General features: G+C 61.3%; 13 protein-coding genes and 1 pseudogene. 2 read left to right on the plus strand and 12 right to left on the minus strand.

Annotation, left to right across the window (positions count from 1 at the left end):
* Positions 1-6: 6 nt before the first annotated feature.
* Complete coding sequence (locus N2600_RS25740; RefSeq protein ID WP_170281015.1) at positions 7-465, minus strand: carboxymuconolactone decarboxylase family protein; 459 nt, start codon at positions 463-465, stop codon at positions 7-9.
* A gap of 398 nt (positions 466-863) precedes the next feature.
* Between N2600_RS25740 and N2600_RS25745 the strand changes: the two genes are divergently transcribed.
* Entirely contained in the window at positions 864-1,628 is a 765-nt protein-coding gene (locus tag N2600_RS25745; RefSeq protein WP_222281817.1) for an SDR family oxidoreductase, read from the plus strand.
* Between the two features lie 43 nt (positions 1,629-1,671).
* Complete coding sequence (locus tag N2600_RS25750; protein WP_017967765.1) at positions 1,672-2,085, plus strand: cupin domain-containing protein; 414 nt, start codon at positions 1,672-1,674, stop codon at positions 2,083-2,085.
* A 65-nt stretch (positions 2,086-2,150) separates the two neighbouring features.
* Here N2600_RS25750 and N2600_RS25755 read toward each other — a convergent pair whose 3' ends face one another.
* From N2600_RS25755 to N2600_RS25805, 11 genes and pseudogenes are all read right to left on the minus strand, one after another.
* Positions 2,151-3,434: a cystathionine gamma-synthase family protein gene (locus tag N2600_RS25755; RefSeq protein ID WP_260299293.1), complete on the minus strand. Its 1,284-nt coding sequence runs from the start codon at positions 3,432-3,434 to the stop codon at positions 2,151-2,153.
* A 72-nt stretch (positions 3,435-3,506) separates the two neighbouring features.
* Positions 3,507-4,586, minus strand: coding sequence for a YihY/virulence factor BrkB family protein (locus tag N2600_RS25760; RefSeq protein ID WP_260299294.1), 1,080 nt, complete (start codon positions 4,584-4,586; stop codon positions 3,507-3,509).
* A gap of 3,220 nt (positions 4,587-7,806) precedes the next feature.
* Positions 7,807-8,626 (minus strand): annotated as a pseudogene (locus tag N2600_RS25765) (protein-L-isoaspartate O-methyltransferase family protein).
* A 226-nt stretch (positions 8,627-8,852) separates the two neighbouring features.
* Complete coding sequence (locus tag N2600_RS25770) at positions 8,853-9,362, minus strand: GNAT family N-acetyltransferase (protein WP_260299296.1); 510 nt, start codon at positions 9,360-9,362, stop codon at positions 8,853-8,855.
* A 64-nt stretch (positions 9,363-9,426) separates the two neighbouring features.
* On the minus strand, positions 9,427-10,068 hold the full coding sequence (gene dhaL, locus N2600_RS25775) for a dihydroxyacetone kinase subunit DhaL (protein ID WP_260299297.1): 642 nt from the start codon (positions 10,066-10,068) through the stop codon (positions 9,427-9,429).
* A 3-nt stretch (positions 10,069-10,071) separates the two neighbouring features.
* Positions 10,072-11,076: a dihydroxyacetone kinase subunit DhaK gene (locus N2600_RS25780; RefSeq protein WP_222295826.1), complete on the minus strand. Its 1,005-nt coding sequence runs from the start codon at positions 11,074-11,076 to the stop codon at positions 10,072-10,074.
* Positions 11,077-11,131: 55 nt separating this feature from the next.
* The gene (apnL, locus tag N2600_RS25785; RefSeq protein WP_260299298.1) at positions 11,132-12,994 is read right to left on the minus strand and encodes a D-apionate lactonase; all 1,863 of its coding nucleotides are present in this window, start codon (positions 12,992-12,994) and stop codon (positions 11,132-11,134) included.
* Entirely contained in the window at positions 12,991-14,025 is a 1,035-nt protein-coding gene (locus tag N2600_RS25790) for a Gfo/Idh/MocA family protein (RefSeq protein ID WP_260299299.1), read from the minus strand. The genes apnL and N2600_RS25790 overlap by 4 nt, the downstream gene beginning before the upstream one ends.
* Position 14,026: 1 nt before the next feature.
* Entirely contained in the window at positions 14,027-15,091 is a 1,065-nt protein-coding gene (locus N2600_RS25795) for an ABC transporter permease (protein ID WP_017957302.1), read from the minus strand.
* On the minus strand, positions 15,088-16,638 hold the full coding sequence (locus N2600_RS25800) for a sugar ABC transporter ATP-binding protein (RefSeq protein WP_260299300.1): 1,551 nt from the start codon (positions 16,636-16,638) through the stop codon (positions 15,088-15,090). Before N2600_RS25800 ends, N2600_RS25795 begins: the two co-directional genes overlap by 4 nt.
* Positions 16,635-17,279, minus strand: coding sequence for a DUF2291 family protein (locus N2600_RS25805; protein ID WP_260299301.1), 645 nt, complete (start codon positions 17,277-17,279; stop codon positions 16,635-16,637). The genes N2600_RS25800 and N2600_RS25805 overlap by 4 nt, the downstream gene beginning before the upstream one ends.
* Positions 17,280-17,287 lie beyond the last annotated feature (8 nt).

The raw sequence follows: 17,287 nt of genomic DNA on the forward strand, positions 1-17,287 counted from the left end.
AGACCGTCAGGCGGCGGCGCGCTTGTGATCGGCCGGATGCTGTAGCCGAAAGCCAATCGCCAGCCTGTTCCAGGCGTTGATCATCGCGATGCCGATCGAAAGCGCCACCAACTCGTCATCCGAGAAGTTGGCGTGCGCTTCTTCATAGACATCATCCGGCGCATGGCCTTTCGCAATCTCAGTGAGAGCCTCGGCCCAGGCGAGTGCGGCCCGCTCCCGGGCGGTGAAGAGCTGCGACTCCCGCCACGCGTTCAGAAGCAGCAGCCGGTCATCCGTTTCGCCGAGCTTCAGTGCGTCCTGGCGGTGCATGTGCAGGCAATGCGCACATCCATTCATCTGGGAAACGCGCACTTTGACGAGTTCGAGCAACTTCGGATCGAAGCTTTTGGCAATCCAGCCTTCAACGGCCACGAGGCCGTCGATGCCGCTGTTCTTATGGGCCATAAAGTTCAGACGCTTGATCATTCTTATCTCCATCGTGAGAGGATTGATGACGCAAGCCTCGGCTTGCAGGCCAGTGAATACGCCTTGCCTTCCGGGTCGGCCATCTGCCCCGACGGTACATCTGGCCAATACCTGTCGATGTGATGTTCCGCCAATTCGGCCGACTGCCTCGACCGCAGAGCCAGCTGGCCTACGACGTTCGCATAGGCTGACAGCGACCGAGGAAGAATAGTTTGGGGCCGCGATCTGGCGCATCCTCCTGCCCATCGGTTTACATCGGTGGCACCGGCGACGGTCCCGATGAAGTCGCTTCGCTCTCGAGGAGGCGGGGGCATGCCGAGCAGTTGCCTCCTCGCTTTCAAGTCAACAAAGGCAAGTCAACAGAGGAAACACCTCGTAAAGGACAAAGGAGACTACCCGTGAAAATCGTCGTTATCGGTGGCACTGGCCTCATCGGCTCAAAGACCGTGGAAAGATTGCGCAAAAAGGGGCACGAGGTATTGGCGGCTTCGCCGAACTCGGGTGTGGACACGATCACTGGCAAGGGCGTGGCGGATGCGCTCGCCGGGGCGCAGGTGGTCCTCGATCTCGCGAACTCGCCCTCGTTCGAGGACAAGGCCGTTCTGGAATTCTTCCAGACGTCGGGCCGCAATCTGCTCAAGGCGGGGGCTGCCGCCGGCGTCAAGCATCACATCGCGCTGTCGATCGTCGGCATGGAGCGGCTGCAGGGCAGCGGCTACATGCGCGCCAAGATGGCCCAGGAGGAGCTGATCAAGAGCTCCGGGATACCCTATACCATCGTGCACTCCACCCAGTTCCATGAATTCATGGCTGGCATCGCCCAGTCGGGTACCGTTGGCCAGACCGTACATCTGTCGCCGGCCTATGTGCAGCCGATCGCCTCGGACGACGTCGCCGACGTCATGGCCGAGGTGGCGCTCGGCACGCCTGTGAACGGCACGATCGAGATCGGCGGGCCGGAGAAAGTCCGCCTCACCGAAATCGTGACGCGTCTCTTCAAGGCGACGAACGATCCGCGGCAGGTGATGGCGGATCCGCACGCCCGCTACTTCGGCGTGGAGCTCGAGGATAATTCGCTCGTGACCGGCGCTAAGGCGCGGCTCGGCAAGATCCGCTTCGACGATTGGCTGAGCCGGCAGCCGCCTCAGAAAAAGAGCGCCTGATATCGGGCGCCCGACCCATTCCCATCAACGCAGGAGACCAGACATGCTCAGAAAAATGATCTCGGCGGCGGCGCTCGCCATTGTCCTTGCCGCCGGCACTCAGGCTCACGCCGCAGGCGGCGACGCGAAGGTAAGCGTCGTTTTCGACCAGAAGCTTCCGAATGTTCCCGGCAAGAGCATGCGGGGGGTGCTCGTCGAATACGCGCCGGGCGGTTCCTCGCCCGGCCATACGCACCCGGCTTCGGCCTTCATCTATGCCACCGTTCTCGAAGGTGCGATCACCAGCAAGGTGAATGACGGGCCAGAGAAGGTTTACAAGGCCGGCGAAAGCTTTCCCGAATTTCCCGGCGATCATCACAGCGTCAGCAAAAACGCCAGCAAGACAAAGCCGGCGCGCCTTCTTGCGGTCTTCGTACTGAATACTGACGAGACGGAACTGACGACCGACGACAAATGAGGTCATGAACGCACCGATGCCCGGGTCGCCGGGCATCGATATCAATGACAGCGCTGCGATCGGCGTCAGGCCGCCTGCAGCGCCAGCTCCAGGTCGGCGATCAGATCGTCCGGATGCTCGATGCCGATCGAAAGACGGATCGTCGATTCCAGAACGCCGATGCGCTGGCGGACGTCGGCGGGCACGCCGGAATGCGTCATGGTGGCCGGATGGCTCGCAAGCGATTCCGTGCCGCCGAGACTGACCGCGAGCTTGAAGATCTGCAGCGCGTTCAGGAATTTGAACGAGGCTGGCTGACCACCGCGGATGTCGAAAGAGAAGGTGGAGCCCGCGCCGGTGCATTGAGCGATGAAGGTCCGCCCGGCCGGCGATTCCGGGTCGTGGTAGGACAGGTAGTGAACCTTCTCGACCTTCGGGTGATCACGCAGAAAATCTGCGACGGCCCGCGCGTTGCTGTTTGCCCGTTCCATGCGCAGCTGCAGCGTTTCCAGCGAACGGCCGAGCATCCAGCAGGAATGCGGATCAAGCTGGGTGCCGATCGCGCCGCGCAGGGCCTTGATCTGCTTGATGACCGCCTTGCGACCAAGGACGGCGCCGGCGATCAGGTCGGAATGACCGCCGACATATTTCGTCAGCGAATAGAGCGATATATCGGCGCCGTGCTCGATCGGCCGCTGGAAGACCGGTCCGAGTAGGGTATTGTCGCAGACGATGATCGGCATATGGCCCTGTCTTGCACCGATCATGTCGGCCACGCGCCGGATCATCGCGACATCGACCAAACTGTTGGTCGGATTGGCAGGCGTCTCGATCAGGATGACGGAGACGCGGCCCTTTGCCATCGCCTCTTCTGCCGCCTTTTGCACCGATCCTTCGCTGACGCCGTCGGCAAACCCGACCGCGGCGGCGCCGAGGTTCAGGAAGGTCTTCGCCAGCAATGTTTCCGTTCCCCCGTAGAGCGGCTGAGAATGCAGGATCGCATCGCCGGGCCGGACGAAGGCGAGCAGAGTGGTGGTGATCGCCGCCATGCCGGATGAAAACAGCACGCCGCTTTCCGTCCGCTCGTAGACGGCGAGCCTGTCTTCGACGATCTCGCTGTTTGGATGGTTGAAGCGCGAATAGACGAGGCCGGCCCCCTTCCCCTCGGGAGGCTCGCGACGGCCCGACACATAATCGAAGAAATCGCGGCCATCCTCGGCCGTCTTGAACACGAAGGTGGAGGTGAGGAACACCGGCGGCTTGACCGCTCCTTCCGAGAGTTCCGGATCGTAGCCATAATTCAGCATCTGTGTTTCGGGATGCAGGGCATGATTGCCGATATAGGTTTTGGAAGGATGCGGGGCGGTCATCATCATCTCCTGTGTCGGACTGGCGAAATATCAGAATACATCAAAACTGTAGGAGAGGAGCAATCTTCGCGGTCAGTTCCTGGTCTCGCCCAAAGTGTCCGCGACATAGGCGCCTCGCGCTCCCATTGGCAGCGGTGTCCCCGTCGTCGTGTCCCTGGCGGTCTGATGTTCGAGTTCGCTGTTCAGCTCTGCCCCAATGATGAGAATGACAACGGACAACCACATCCACATGAGGAAGCCGATCAGCGCTCCAAGGGTGCCGTATGTCGCGTTGTAATTGGCGAAATGATTCAGATAGAAGGAAAAGCCGAGCGACATGAGGGCCCAGCCAACAGTAGTCAAAGCCGCGCCCCACGTCATCCACCGGGCTTTTGCAGGCTCCCGGCTTGGGCCAAAGCGGTAGACCAGTGTGACGGCCACCGCAACCACGAGCAGGAGCAGCGGCCACCTAAGAAGAAGAGCCAGGTGCTCCTTGAATTGATCGAGCCAAAGATAGGAGAGCACGACTGGCATTACGCCAACGAGGGCCACCATGACGACCGCAAAAGCCATTGAACATAGGGTGAAGCAGAGACCCGTCAGATTCAGTCGCACGAGGCTTCGTTTCTCCTTTTCCTCATAGGCCACGTTCATGGCGTCGAATATCGCCAGCGTTCCATTATGCGTGCTCCATAGCGCGATCGCGAGGCCTACGAAAAAGGCGATTCCGAGTGTGCTGTCGCGCCGTTCGACGAGCGCCTTGATCTGATCTGCAAGAAGGTCGAACGCGCCAGGTGGCATGAGGACGGCTAGTTCGCGAAGGTGTTCTGATATGGTAGCGGGATCGGCAACCAGCCCGTAAAGAGAGACCAGGGCCGCGAGGGCAGGAAATATCGCCAGCAAGAGATAGAAGGTCACGCCTGCCGCGATGAGAGTGACCCTGTCATCTAGAATTTCATGGAAAACGCGCCAGAATACGTCGCGGAGGCCGCTGAAAGGGATAGCCTCGGGCGTGCTGGCGCTGCGGCCATGATCGTCAACTGCGTGGCCAGGTTCCGCAGACGGGTCGGTCGACCTGCGCTCGATTGCCTGCATGTAGACAAGCGCGCCAACCGCTGCGGCCATCATTGCAGCCGCGGCGGAGAATCTCCTACGTTGAAGCACATCACGCATGTGGATGGTCTCCGATCTAGTGCGGAGATAACGCGGCGTGCCGCTAAAGGATGCAAGCCATTGCTTGGCTGTGGGCATTTGATGCGGGAACGAGATCGTCCGTTTGACTAATCGGGTGAGGATCGGAACGATTAAGCCGCGCCGCCACCGCGCTCAGTATCTCCTAAAGCAAAGCCAATGGAGTAGTTTCAGAAATCATAATCCATTGATATTACTGCAAATTGCCCGCTTTGCGGAAGCAAGCGCGGGCGTTAGTTCCCTTACTCCATGGTGGTGCTTTGGTGCCGCTACGGGCAGATCGGTGCGCAGCCAAAATAGGAAGCGGCGCTTGGATCGGAATCCCTTGCTGTCACCCGATCCGCGCGCCGGCGCCCGGCATCTGCAGCAATGGCCTCTGTCTCGGTGCCTATAAGAATAACGCCGTTGACACCGACGTGCAATAGCCGCTTACGGCTCTGGCTGCGAGCCGATTGTTTCCCTCCGTGTGTCCCCTGGCAAGCGTCGGCGACACCGGGAGAATGCCCGCCTGAAGACGCGATCTCGATGGCCTCGGTGATTGCTCGATAGTGTCTCGGCGGTACGAGCTGAAATCGATCAAGAGGCCGCGCGTGGGCTGAGCCGAGCGCGAGGTGGCGGAGGTGCGGTGCACGCCGCTTCGGCCGCAGGCTAGTTTGCAGCGTGGCGCTACTTTGCGGCACCCGCCCCTCTCGACCTGCGCTGAAGGTGCTGCTCCCCCGGCGTACCGTTTATAGGTGCAGGAACATCTTCCGGCATGTCGGTCGGGGATGAACGCAGCTCTTCTACAGTGGCTGGCAGCGGGGCTGCACGCTATCACTAGCTGTATCGGAGACGGGCGCCGCGCATCGAGCATGATGGGACGGTCTGGGCTCTGAGGTCGGCTATCTCAGGACAAGGTGGACCCGTGACTGCCGTCCCCACATATGCTCGGCTCACTGTCGCAGGCATGTCGACGATAGTCGCCGCTGCGGCAGTGCGCTCACGGACGTGGTCTACGTCAGCGACTGCCTATTGCAATGGGCTGATGCGCCCGACGGGCTCGGCCGTGAGCTCCCGATCTTGCGGAACGAAAGGATGCCCTCCCCTACCGCTCGGCCATACGATGAAACGGATGACAGCGAGGCGGTCGGACTGCTGGCCGACTACTGAGGAGCCGACGCCGTGACCAAGGCAGAACGTTGGCTGATCACGCCGTTGTCCGCGGACAACCGCATGTTCCGCAAGATCGTTTGCTCCTGAAGCAGGTTCCGCAGCAACTGGTTCGCAAGGATATTGCGGCGGGATCAACAGCTCTGCCTGACGTCGTGCAAAAAGCCGGTTCATAAGCCTCAAAGGCGTCACATGTGCGGCTTCAAGATCTCTGTCCGCAATGCCGAGGCATGCACCATGTTTGGCGACGAGAAGAGCGCCGTCCAATCGACAAATCGCGGCACTGTGCGCGCTGCGGCTTCATTCATCGAATGGCAAAGGTTGTGGGCCGCCGCAGCGCCATCATCCTTGCGGCTCTTGCGTCGCATGGGGCAGCAATCGAGGCTCCCATCGTTTGACAAAAGGCAGGCTGGCTAACGGCAACGCGGCGTTTGGGCAGAGCGGGTGCCCCAACTGAGCTAATCGGGAAGAAGGCGGCGAGCCAGTCCTTCGAGGCCCCACCCGGCCGCCCCAGTTGGGTAGAGAGGGCGGCACGCAACGGCAGCGAACCGATCAGTCTGTTGGTTCAGGGGGGGGTCGATCAATTGGTCCGGTTCAAGCTATGTCGACTGGCCGTCTTGCTCAGACGGCAGGCCGAAGGTTGATGGATGATGGAGTGGATGGCTGAGCGCCGGCCGCACCATTCGCAAATGTGGCTGGATAGTGGGTGTTGTCGCCGTCGTTTGTAGTCGGCGCGCGATCTGTCAGGTTGGCGATCGCCTTCTTCGATGCCTCGATCAATTCGGCCGTCAATCGGGTGGAAATGAGTGAAGCCAGAACATCTATTGGGCGAAGGATGGGGCACTGTGCGACCAAGACGGATCGCCGTCGATCATTGAGATGATCTCCTCGCGTCATGCTGTTGGCACAGCCGCGGTGCGATCCTGGTGCGCTCATCAAGCGCCAGGACGTCGGAGAGAATCCCTCCGCCAAGATCTCCGCTCGGCAAGTTGTCCGCGGACAACCCGCGCCCGGGCCGATAGCGTGCCAGAGAAGGCTGCATTTGCCTTGAGGCTCGTCTGCGATATCGGTGCGGCCGCTAGGCTTGAATTTGCCGCATTGCGGCACTACCTCGTGACCGACCGAAGCGCTAAACCCCTCCGAGCCGCTTCGGCCCGACGGACAGCACTCCTCCTCCCAGGCTGTCGGTCACTATCGAAGCCCGGCGCATTCTCCCGCGCCGGGCTTTTGCCGCCTCCGCGACCCACCGTCCTCGCCGGTCACCGAGCGTCTCCTTGTCCTCCATTCTTGTCGCTCCGGTCCCCGAGCCGGTTTCGGCGGCGATTTGGAACGCCGGGCGGCGGCGATCAATTGCGTGCGTCGGCAATCTGTGTCGCTGCTGCCGTGCTGCAGCCAGCAGAGGAGCCGTGATCGTCCGGGGTGGGGCACGCCGCCGAGACGCCGCCGATCGAGGGCCGTCCCCTACTGGCCTTCATCGTCAGTCTGAGTGCCGTCCTCCCAGAGGGGCGTCGAGAGCCGTAGTGGGATCGCGCCGGTAAGTTCGGCCGGCCAGAGGTCGCCAGACGGCGCGGACTGTCCGGCTCCTGCTGCTCACAGATTTCGATAAGCGCGACGGGGCGCCGGCGGGGAGGCTGCACTGAGCTTTGAGATAGCTGCATCGGAGGTCGGCACCCAGGGCGTGTTCTCGCCCGCGCCTTGCTCCGGATGTTTGAGCGTGGCGACGCCATCGTCGGTCAGAAGGCGAGCTAGCGTAAAGGAGGATGGTGTCGAGGACGTCAAGCTCTTCGGTGCCGCGGCGCGCTATGCTGCATCGGAGGTCGGCACCCAGGGCGCGTTCTCGCCCACGCCTTGCTCCGGATGTTTGAGCGTGGCGACGCCATCGTCGGTCAGAAGGCGAGCTAGCGTAAAGGAGGATGGTGTCGAGGACGTCAAGCTCTTCGGTGCCGCGGCGCGCTATATTGCTCGGCTGAGGTGAGGCGGCCGACTTTCGCGAAGTCGGCGCGGATATTTAGGCGTCACCATAGCAAAGCGCCCATTGGTCGCCGATATGCCATCAGCGTCCTATCCGCGGCTCCGTCTTCCAGAGCAGGCTCTTTGACGAACTCGATGCCGCCGCGCCTGAAGGCGGCGGTGAGCGCCTCGATCTCGATATCTTCGATTGTTAATCCACCATTGGCGCAGACGAAATAAGCTGTGCCGACCCAACGTGCTGCAAATCCACCCTCGCCGCGCTCAAAACGAAGTGCAGCACTATGGGGTAAGTGACGGCCGCCTTTCGGCGGAGTGGCAGCACGAGATGCCCTCCAGGCCGAAGCCTTTCGATCCAGGGTTCCGCGGGGCCGCGCGACGGCGAAATTCACATAGATCGCATCCACCGCTTCCTGCGGCCATTGACTACCGTCGGCGTTAATGACGCTGACATTGGCCCGATCGGCAAGCGCTGTTTGAGCGTGGGCAGCGAGATCTGGATCCATCTCGACGGCACAGACATGACCGGAAGCGCCGACAAGCTCCGAAAGAATAGCGCTGTAACAGCCGGTGCCGGCACCGATGTGGGCGATGCGATCGCCGATTTGTATGTCCAGCTCTGCCAGAAGTCGGGCGTGCAGTGAGGGGCTGCCATTGTTGGCGCCCTTGTCGGGCTGCAGTGCGAATAGCACGTCCTGATAGGTCAGAAACAAGTCGGAGGAGGGGAGGGGCGATATCCATGGCCTAGGTCGCAATCTGCCATGGCGGCGCACCGAGGAATTTTTCGGACGGTGGCGAAGGCAGCTTCGATCCGCGGGCTCGTGGTTACGGCGGTTGCCACCATCTGATGGGCGTAAGCGCGGCGGATCACTGCGTTCGTCGGCTGTGAACAACGCAGTCGGCACGGCCAAATCTCCGGGCTCGGCTATAACAAATCCCTTTTTCACGTCCCGGCGGCTTCCAAATCGACCTTGGCATCCCGAACGCTTGATTCAGCGGAATGGAACGTGTGACGGAAGTTAAATGTCATATCTCTTCCATTACGGAAAACCACGCTTCTATATCATGAGGTTAGGGTCACAAAGCTGGCGCGGTCCGGACTTCGGATACCAGGCACTCCCACAAACACGTTTAGGTGCCCGGCATCGTGTGGTGCCCACCGCCCACTGTGAAACGCTTCTTGATCCTGTCGACGGGCGCCCCGTTCTGAAGCGGAACCTGGATTAGCCGGTCATAGGTCTCGAAGCCCATCTTCGCGTAATACCTCAGACCGCTGACGTTGTCTGCGCGAATGGTCGCGTTGATGAATTCGAGCCCGAATTCTTCCGCTGCCGCTCGGGTTGCGGGGAAGAGAGCGCTGCCGACGCCTGCGGTCCTTGGGTGCATACGGGCAAAAGTCGCGATGTCGGCGAAGCCTTTCGGCGGATCGCCGTATAAGCTCAGGGACTGAAAACCGACGAGCGACTGATCGTGCTCTGCAACATGGCAGGTCAGAGGAAACTCTCCATCGATGAACCAGTCCGCAAACTCGGCAGCCGAAAGCGGCGTCTCGAGTGCGGTTGTTCCGCCGGCAAGGATGATCTCGTTTAAAAGACTGCTCAGCTCCTCCGCGTCAGCAGAGACGGCCCTTCGAATATGCATGTCTTGACATCCTTGTTTCGGCTCGAGAGGCCCTGCTTCACTATCGTTTAGACGTGCCCTTCTATTAATCGACGGAACGAGTAAATTTTGTCATTGCCGCGATGATGATAGCGGCAGACGCAGCGCCGGGATCGATGTGTCCGATCACGCGGTCCCCCAATCGCGAAGCCCGTCCCTTGGCCGCCGTCATGTTGCTGGTCGCGTCACAGCCTGACCGCGCCGCGCGCTCCGCTGCCTCCAAGCATTGGGCGAGGGGCTTTCCCGACTGCCACGCTTCGAGTGCCGCGTCGGCAGCGGGCCTCCACGCGTCGACCATCGTCTTTTCACCGGGTTCGGCCTTTCCGCGTTCCTGGATTCCCTTTGCCATTGCCGCAAAGACGCGCAGGAAGTCATCATCGCTCAATGTCTGCTTGTCTTTGGCGGCGGCTCCGGCGCGCATGAAGGCCGTGGCATAAAGCGGGCCGGACGAAGCGCCGACTGCATTCAGGAATGCCTTTGCCGCGGCGTTGAATGCGGCTGTCGGCGCGATCCCGGCGTCAAGCTCTCCGACCGCTTTCGCCGCGGCCTGGCAGCCGGCATCCATGGCAAGGCCGTGATCCCCATCGCCAATGGCACCGTCCAGTTCGCAAAGGTGATCTCGTTCCGCCGCGATATCCTCGGCAATCCCGGCAAACAAACGCCGCAGATCTTCGGTCGTAAATGTCATCGACTACCTCGTAAACATCGCGCAATCGCAGGGGTGGTCGATCAATCGCTGAAGCTCGTCGTCGAGGTGCATGATCGTGATCGACGCGCCGGCCATTTCGAGCGAGGTGCAGTAATTCCCGACGAGCGACGTATGGAGGATAAGGCCCGCGTCGTCCAGCCGGGACTTCACGCGCCGCATCATGATGTACAGTTCCATCATCGGGGTCGAGCCCAGCGAATTGACGAGCACGGCGACACGATCGCCGCGGTCCGCCTTCATCTCCCGAAGAATGCTGTCCATGAGTTCGTCGGTCACCACGTCGGCCGATTTCAGCGGCTCACGCGCCACGCCGGGCTCCCCATGAATGCCCATGCCGATCTCCATCTCGTCGTCGCCGATCAGGAAGTTCGGTTTCAAAGTCTGAGGCAGCGAACAGGGCGAGAGCGCCACACCCATCGTATAGGTCCGCGCGTTGGCGTGGCGGGCAGCGCGCTCGACGTCATCGAAAGAGTAGAGGAGATCGCATGCCGCACCGGCGGCCTTGAAGATGAAGACGTTTCCCGCCACGCCGCGTCGTCTGTCCCGCTGATCGGCAGGGGCCGACGCCACGTCATCTGTGGTGAGGACGGTGCGCACTTCGATCTCGTCAAGCGCAAGCATCTCGGTGGCCATGTCGAAGTTCATCACGTCGCCGGCATAATTGCCATACATGAATAGCACGCCGGCGCCGCCGTCGACCGCCATCGCGCAGGCGACGATCGGATCGGGCGGCGGCGACGCGAAGACGTTGCCGATTGCGGCCGCGTCCGCCAGCCCCTTGCCGACAAACCCCAGAAATGTCGGTTCGTGCCCCGATCCGCCGCCGATGACCAGGCCGACCTTGCCCTTGCGGGGCCCGTTTCTGGCAATGATCGCGCGGGGCATGTTCTCCACGGCGTACAGATGGCGCGGATGCGCCGCCAGAACGCCTTGCAGCATCTCATCGACGGCATCTGCGCCGGCATTGATAAGCTTCTTCGTCTTCATGCCGATCCTCCCAGTGCGAGCTCCGCCTGTATAAATGCGGTTGCGCCGCCGAAGGTCAATCCGCCAGCGGGAGGGCTGCGGTCGCAAACGGCGCGAGCAGCAACTCTTTGCCCGCATCTGCCGGCCGGCATGCGCCGCAATCGACCTTTCGTTCTTCGCCCGTCAGATTGACGACGTGAAGCCTGGCGCCTGCGGCATTCCGCGCAACGAAAGACAGGACCTCGGAGGGCGAGGAGGAGACGCATTCCTGCCAGGATGAGCCAGCCAATCGGGATAATCTGTGCACGGCGTTGAATAGCGGCCGCCGACCGCCTTGCTCCACCGGTTCATCAGGACCGGCGATCAAACCGAACGGGCCTGACACGGCCGATAGCGTCAGGCATTCCAGATCGGCATCGAGCACCCGTATCGCGTAACCGAACGCGAAGGCCTCGGCGAAACGTCCATTGTGGCGTGGGTCGCGATTGGCCATAGGGATACGCGCGCCCGCCGGATTGTCCATCGTGCGGCTGCCATAGGGGTTCTGCCGCATCGGGATCGTCGATGGACCGATCCGGTAGGGCTTGTCGCCATAGATCGCACGCACCGACCGCGTGATGAAGGGCAGCGCTTCCAATGTCTGCATGATGCTGAGGTCGTCGGCCGCGTGCACGCTCGGATTGGTGCAGTGGCTGACGAAGTCGAGCTGTCCATCCGGGACGCGCTTGCGGTTGAGTTCGGTGAAATAGCTCAGCATGCCGCCGCCGATGCGAATACCGGGAAAGGCGGCGTGGGCTGCGGCATAGACCTCATCCAGGGGCGGGCAATCCGGCCATTTGCTGCCGGGCGGCGTCGACTGCCGGTCGACGGAAGGCGAGACCATGATCGCATCCGGCCGGAATTTCGCCAGCTGCATCTGGCGGGCAATCTCAGCCGCCTCGCTTGAGGGGGACGACCTGCAGGGAAGGGCGATCTCCAGAGTCGAGCGGCCGCGATGGGCCGCGGCGAGTACGGCGAACTGCGCGAGCGCGTCGACGCCGTGCCCGGCACTGGGGTCGAAATGAAAGAGGAGTTCCTCGGGAGCGATCTCCGCCAGGACGGACTTTGCCGAGAGAGTCGCATCAGCCTCTTCGGGAGTTATGATCACACCGATATCAGGCATAGTGCCGGTGCGCGCGCCGAGTTCGAGTTTTATGACACCGCCTGACGCCGCATCTGGAGAAGGTGGTGTCGAACCGCTGGTATCCTTGATAATAAGCGACGTTTTCTGCCGGACCGGCCGATCAGCGGGAATTTGGTACGGCCAGGGAAGAGCGAGCGGTCTGACATAGGTCTTGTAGGATGCGTCCGACCAGTTCCTTTGATCTTCCATTTCAAACGTGTCGCCCTCCATCCGACATTCCGCCTGAACGCCAGGCATCACCTCGTGGGTGATGGCGCGCATGTCTTTGAACGGTTGCCAGGGCTCGATGGCATCGGGAAACCGCGTCGCCACGATCTGCCCGTCGACATGTTCGACCGTCGCCGGTGAACCCGCCACGCCGACGATCGGGTGCAGGATGCAGAAACCGCAGCGGTTGGTCTCGAAGCCGGTTGCGGCGATGGCTTCGGCCTCGAAGTCAAGGCGATCCGCGTTTCCGGTGATGCGAACATCGATGATGAGTTTGGTATCATCCGGTCCCTCGCAGCGGGCGAGATAGGCGACCTCGAAACGATCGTCACTCTGCTCGATCCTGAGATCGGCGATTTCAGGGCTGTAAGTGCCCCAATCGCGGTCGCGAACAAGATAGGAAATCGCCCGCAGCACCTCGTTTCCATCGTAGCGGATGGTGCGGAGGTTGCCGTTGGCGAGATCGGCTTCCAGTTTTCCGGCTCTCAGGCGAACCGGCGGCGGATCGACGAGATGGGTGCCGTAGAGCTGGAACGCATCGATTGTCATCGCAGCATCGCTCCGACATCGATCGTCTGTCCCCTGGCCGCACTGTCATAGGCGGCCTCGACGAGCGCAAAAGTTTTCAGATTGTCGGCCCCCGACGTCGAATGCTCTGCGCCGCGCTCCAACTGATCGACCCAATGCTGCTGGATCGCATAGACGCTCTCCTGGATGTTGTGCCAGGGCCGCGAGGCCCATGACAGCAGCTTCGGCGACACGTCAGTGATGGAGGTGCCCTTGGCGTTGGTAATTGCGAGGCCGTAACCCTGGGTGAGGCGGATCGTGCCCTCCGAACCGTCGAGCTCGATCAAGGTCTCGGGGAACGGTTCCTTCGAGAGCTTGGTGGCGTAGCTGACGTCGACGACCGAGGTGGCGCCGTTTTTATGATCGAGCAGAATGGTCGCGACATCCTCGCCCTTGATATTGGGATTGACGCGCCTCGTTCGGGCGGTGAGTGAGCGGACATCGCCTAGAATGTATCGGGCGATATCGAGCGTATGGATGCCGAGGTCTTCGATGATGAAACGTTCGCCTTCGGCGAGATAGGGCTGGCCGGAAAAGACGTCGTAGGCAGAACGGAAGGAGAAGCGGCCCCAGAAGGGCTTGCCGATGACATCGGTCGCCAGCGCCTTACGCACCGCCTGGATCGGCGTCTGCCAGCGAAAATTCTCGTGTACCATCAGCGGTATCCCGGCATTGCGGCACGCCTCGACCATCGCCTTCGCGTCCGACAAGGTCTTGGCGAACGGCTTCTGGCAGATGGCCGGCACCTTGTTCCGCGCCGCCATTTCGACGAGAAAGCGATGGCTTTGGACTGTTGTGGCAATGTCGACGAAATCAAACCCGCCATCGGCAAACAAAGCCTCAGCATCGCCATAGCGACGATTAATGCCGAACTGATCGCCGACGACTTTCAGCCGCTCTGGATCGCGATCGCAGATCGCGACGATGCCGGCACCTCGAACGTCGTTCCAGGCGTGCATCTGGTTAACGGCAAAGAATCCGCAACCGATCAAAGCCCCTTTCAATTCCGTCATCTCAACCTGCCTTTGCCATCTGCATCAGGGTGACGCGCTGCTGCAGGCGGCGCTGCGCCTGGTCAACGACGACGGCAATGATGATGACCAGGCCCTTGATGACCATCTGCCAGAAAGAGGAGACGCCCATCATCACCAATCCGTCGGAGAGGATGCCGATGACGAAGGCGCCGATGATCGTACCGCCGATCGTGCCGCGGCCGCCCGACATCGAGGTGCCGCCGAGCACGGCTGCGGCAATTGCATTGAGTTCGAAGCTTTCGCCGGTCGCCGGATGGGCTGCCATCAGCTCGGAGGAGATGACGACGCCGACAATTGCCGCGCAAAGTCCTGAGAACATGTAGACGAAGATCTTCACGACATCGACCCGGATACCGGACATGCGTGCGGCTCGCTCATTGCCGCCGACGGCGAAGATATGACGGCCGATCGGCGTCGAACGGGCGACATAGGCGGCCAGCAGCGCCAGCACGATCAGAATCCAGATCGACACCGGCAGACCGAGAATGCGTCCCGCGCCGAAGAAATCGAAGCCGGTCGTGGCATATTCCGGCCGGCCGACAAGGTTCGGAAAGGTCTGCCCGTCCGATGACAGCAGGGCCAGACCGCGGGCGATATAGAGCGTGCCGAGTGTGGCGATGAAGGGCGCGACGTTGAGCTTGGTGATCAAGAGACCGTTGATCAGCCCGATCAGCAGGCCGATCGACAAGGTGATCAGCACGATCTCGAAGAGGTTGAAAAAGATCGTGTAGCCGATCGGCAATTCGATGCCGTAAAGGATCAGGCCGCCGGCGACCATGCCGCAAAGCCCGACGATCGATCCGACCGAGAGATCGATGCCGCCTGTAATGATGACGAAGGTCATGCCCATCGCCAGGAAGGCGTTTAGCGCCACATGCTTCGACATCAGGATCATATTCGCCGTCGAGGTGAAGTTCGGGGCGAAGATCGCAAAGAAGATGATGACGGCAAACAGCGCGATGAAGGTCCTGAGCTTCATCAGCGTCAGAAGCGCCGAGCCGTTGGCGCCCTTCGGCGCAAGAGTGGTTGATGTAGCCGCCATCATGACGCGAGTTTCCCTTGATGTCCGTGTCCCTTGGCCGAAGCCGCGATGATGGCTTCTTCCGTGGCCTCGTTCCGATCGAAGACGGCCACCAGCTGGCCGTTGCTCAAGACCGCGATGCGATCTGAAAGCGCCATGACCTCCTCGAGGTCGGAAGTCGAAAACAATATTGCGAGCCCGTTTGCCGCCAGCCGCCGCATGGTTCGGAACACATCGGCTTTGGCGCCGACATCGATGCCGCGGCTCGGTTCGTCCATCAGCAGCACTTTCGGATTGGTCATCAATGCCTTACCGATGACGACCTTCTGCTGATTGCCGCCCGACATCGAGGTCACCTCGAAATCCGGGTTCGGCGCCTTGATCGAAAGATCGCGGATTGCATCTTGAATGGCACTCTTCTCCGCACCCCTGTCGATATGAAAGAGCCTTGTGAAGCGGCCAAGGCTCGCCAGCGTCAGATTGGAGGCGATCGAGAGCACCTGGACCAGACCTTCGCGCTGCCGGTCTTCCGGAATGAGCGCAAGGCCGCGGCGGATGCGCCGCGTGGTGTCGCGGGCACGAACCTGCTTGCCGTCGATGAAGATCTTGCCGGTCGAGTGCTTGTGACGGCCGATCACGCATTCGAAGAATTCGCTGCGCCCAGCACCCATCAGACCATAGATGCCGAGGATTTCGCCTGACTTGACCGACAGCGAGACGTCGTTGACCGAAAGCCCACCCGTCGGCCGCGGCAGACTGATATTTTCGGCGCGAAACATCTCGGCTCCGACGACGTGGTCTACGGATTTTGCAAAATCCTTGGCATCCGAGCCGATCATCGAGCGCACGATCCAGCGCGTGTCGATGTCGCGGACCATTGCTTCACCGGTGACCTGACCGTCACGCAGCACGGTAATGTAGTCGCCGACGCGCATCAGCTCTTCGAGCCGGTGGGAGATATAGACGATTGCGACACCCTGTGCCTTCAGTTCGGCGATCACCTTGAACAGGATCTCGACTTCGGCTGCCGAAAGCGCCGATGTCGGCTCGTCCATGATCAGGATCCGGGCATTCAACGACATCGCCTTGGCGATCTCGACGAGTTGCTGCTGGCCGATTGGCAGGTCCTCGACCATCGTATCTGCCTCGATCCCGGCATCCAGACGGTTCAAGAACGCATTGGCCTTTTGAACCTGTGCCTTGTGATCGATCCCGAGGATGCCGCGGGTGATCTCACGCCTGGCGAAAATATTCTCGGCGACCGACATGTTGGCAAAGAGATTGAGCTCCTGGAAGATCATGCCGATGCCGTGCGCCTGCGCATCGGCCGGGCTGTCGAAGGAGACAGGCTTGCCATCCAGAATGATGCGGCCGAGCGTCGGACGCTCGACACCGGCGATGATCTTCATCAGGGTAGACTTGCCTGCACCGTTTTCGCCGACAAGGACATTCACTGCGCCGCGGCGAAGCTCAAGATTGGCGCGCTTGACGGCGACGATGCCCGAATAGACCTTCGACACATCGTCGAGCCGCAGGATGATGTCGTCCTTTCGTGCCTCTCCCGTGGTCATGGGCCGACCTTCAGTTCCGAAGGCGTTATGAGCGGCAGCTCGCCGCTCTTCGGCAGCGGAAAGGCGCCGATTGTGGTCACCGTCTTGCCGACCAGACCTTCGCGCGGGACGGCGGAGAGAAACGCCGTATTGGCCTTCTCGTTGAAAGCTTTGCCGAATTGCGCCCACTCGATCTGGTTCTTGAATTCGTTGAAATTGACGAACTCCAGCGTGTCGCGCAGCGCCGTGCCGCGCAGCGCCGGCCCGATCTGGACCTTGGCATCGGCCTTGCCGTCGCCATCGGCGTCGACATCGAGCGTTGCCGCGCGCGACGCCGTATCAGCTGCGACAACCTTGCCGGTGATCTTCACCGCATAGGTCCATGGCGAGCTGCTCTGCTTGCGGGGATTGCCGTATTTCTCGCCGGCGGCGTCGGGACTGGAAGCGGAAAGCTGAATGACGTCTTTCAGGTCGCCGGCGCGCTTTTCGAAATAGGGCACTGCCTCGGACTGCCAGATCGCCTCGACCTTTGCATTCGGATCGAAGGCGGTCTTGGCCGCTGCTGTCGCCTTTTCCTCAGCCGTCGGCGTCTTGATGATCTTGCAACCGGGCAAGGCGGCCGCCACGATGGCAGCGAGCAGGGCGCCCTTCACTCTCAACATGCTTAAAC

The organism is Rhizobium sp. WSM1274 (assembly GCF_025200775.1).
Classification (GTDB): Bacteria; Pseudomonadota; Alphaproteobacteria; order Rhizobiales; family Rhizobiaceae; genus Rhizobium; species Rhizobium leguminosarum_I.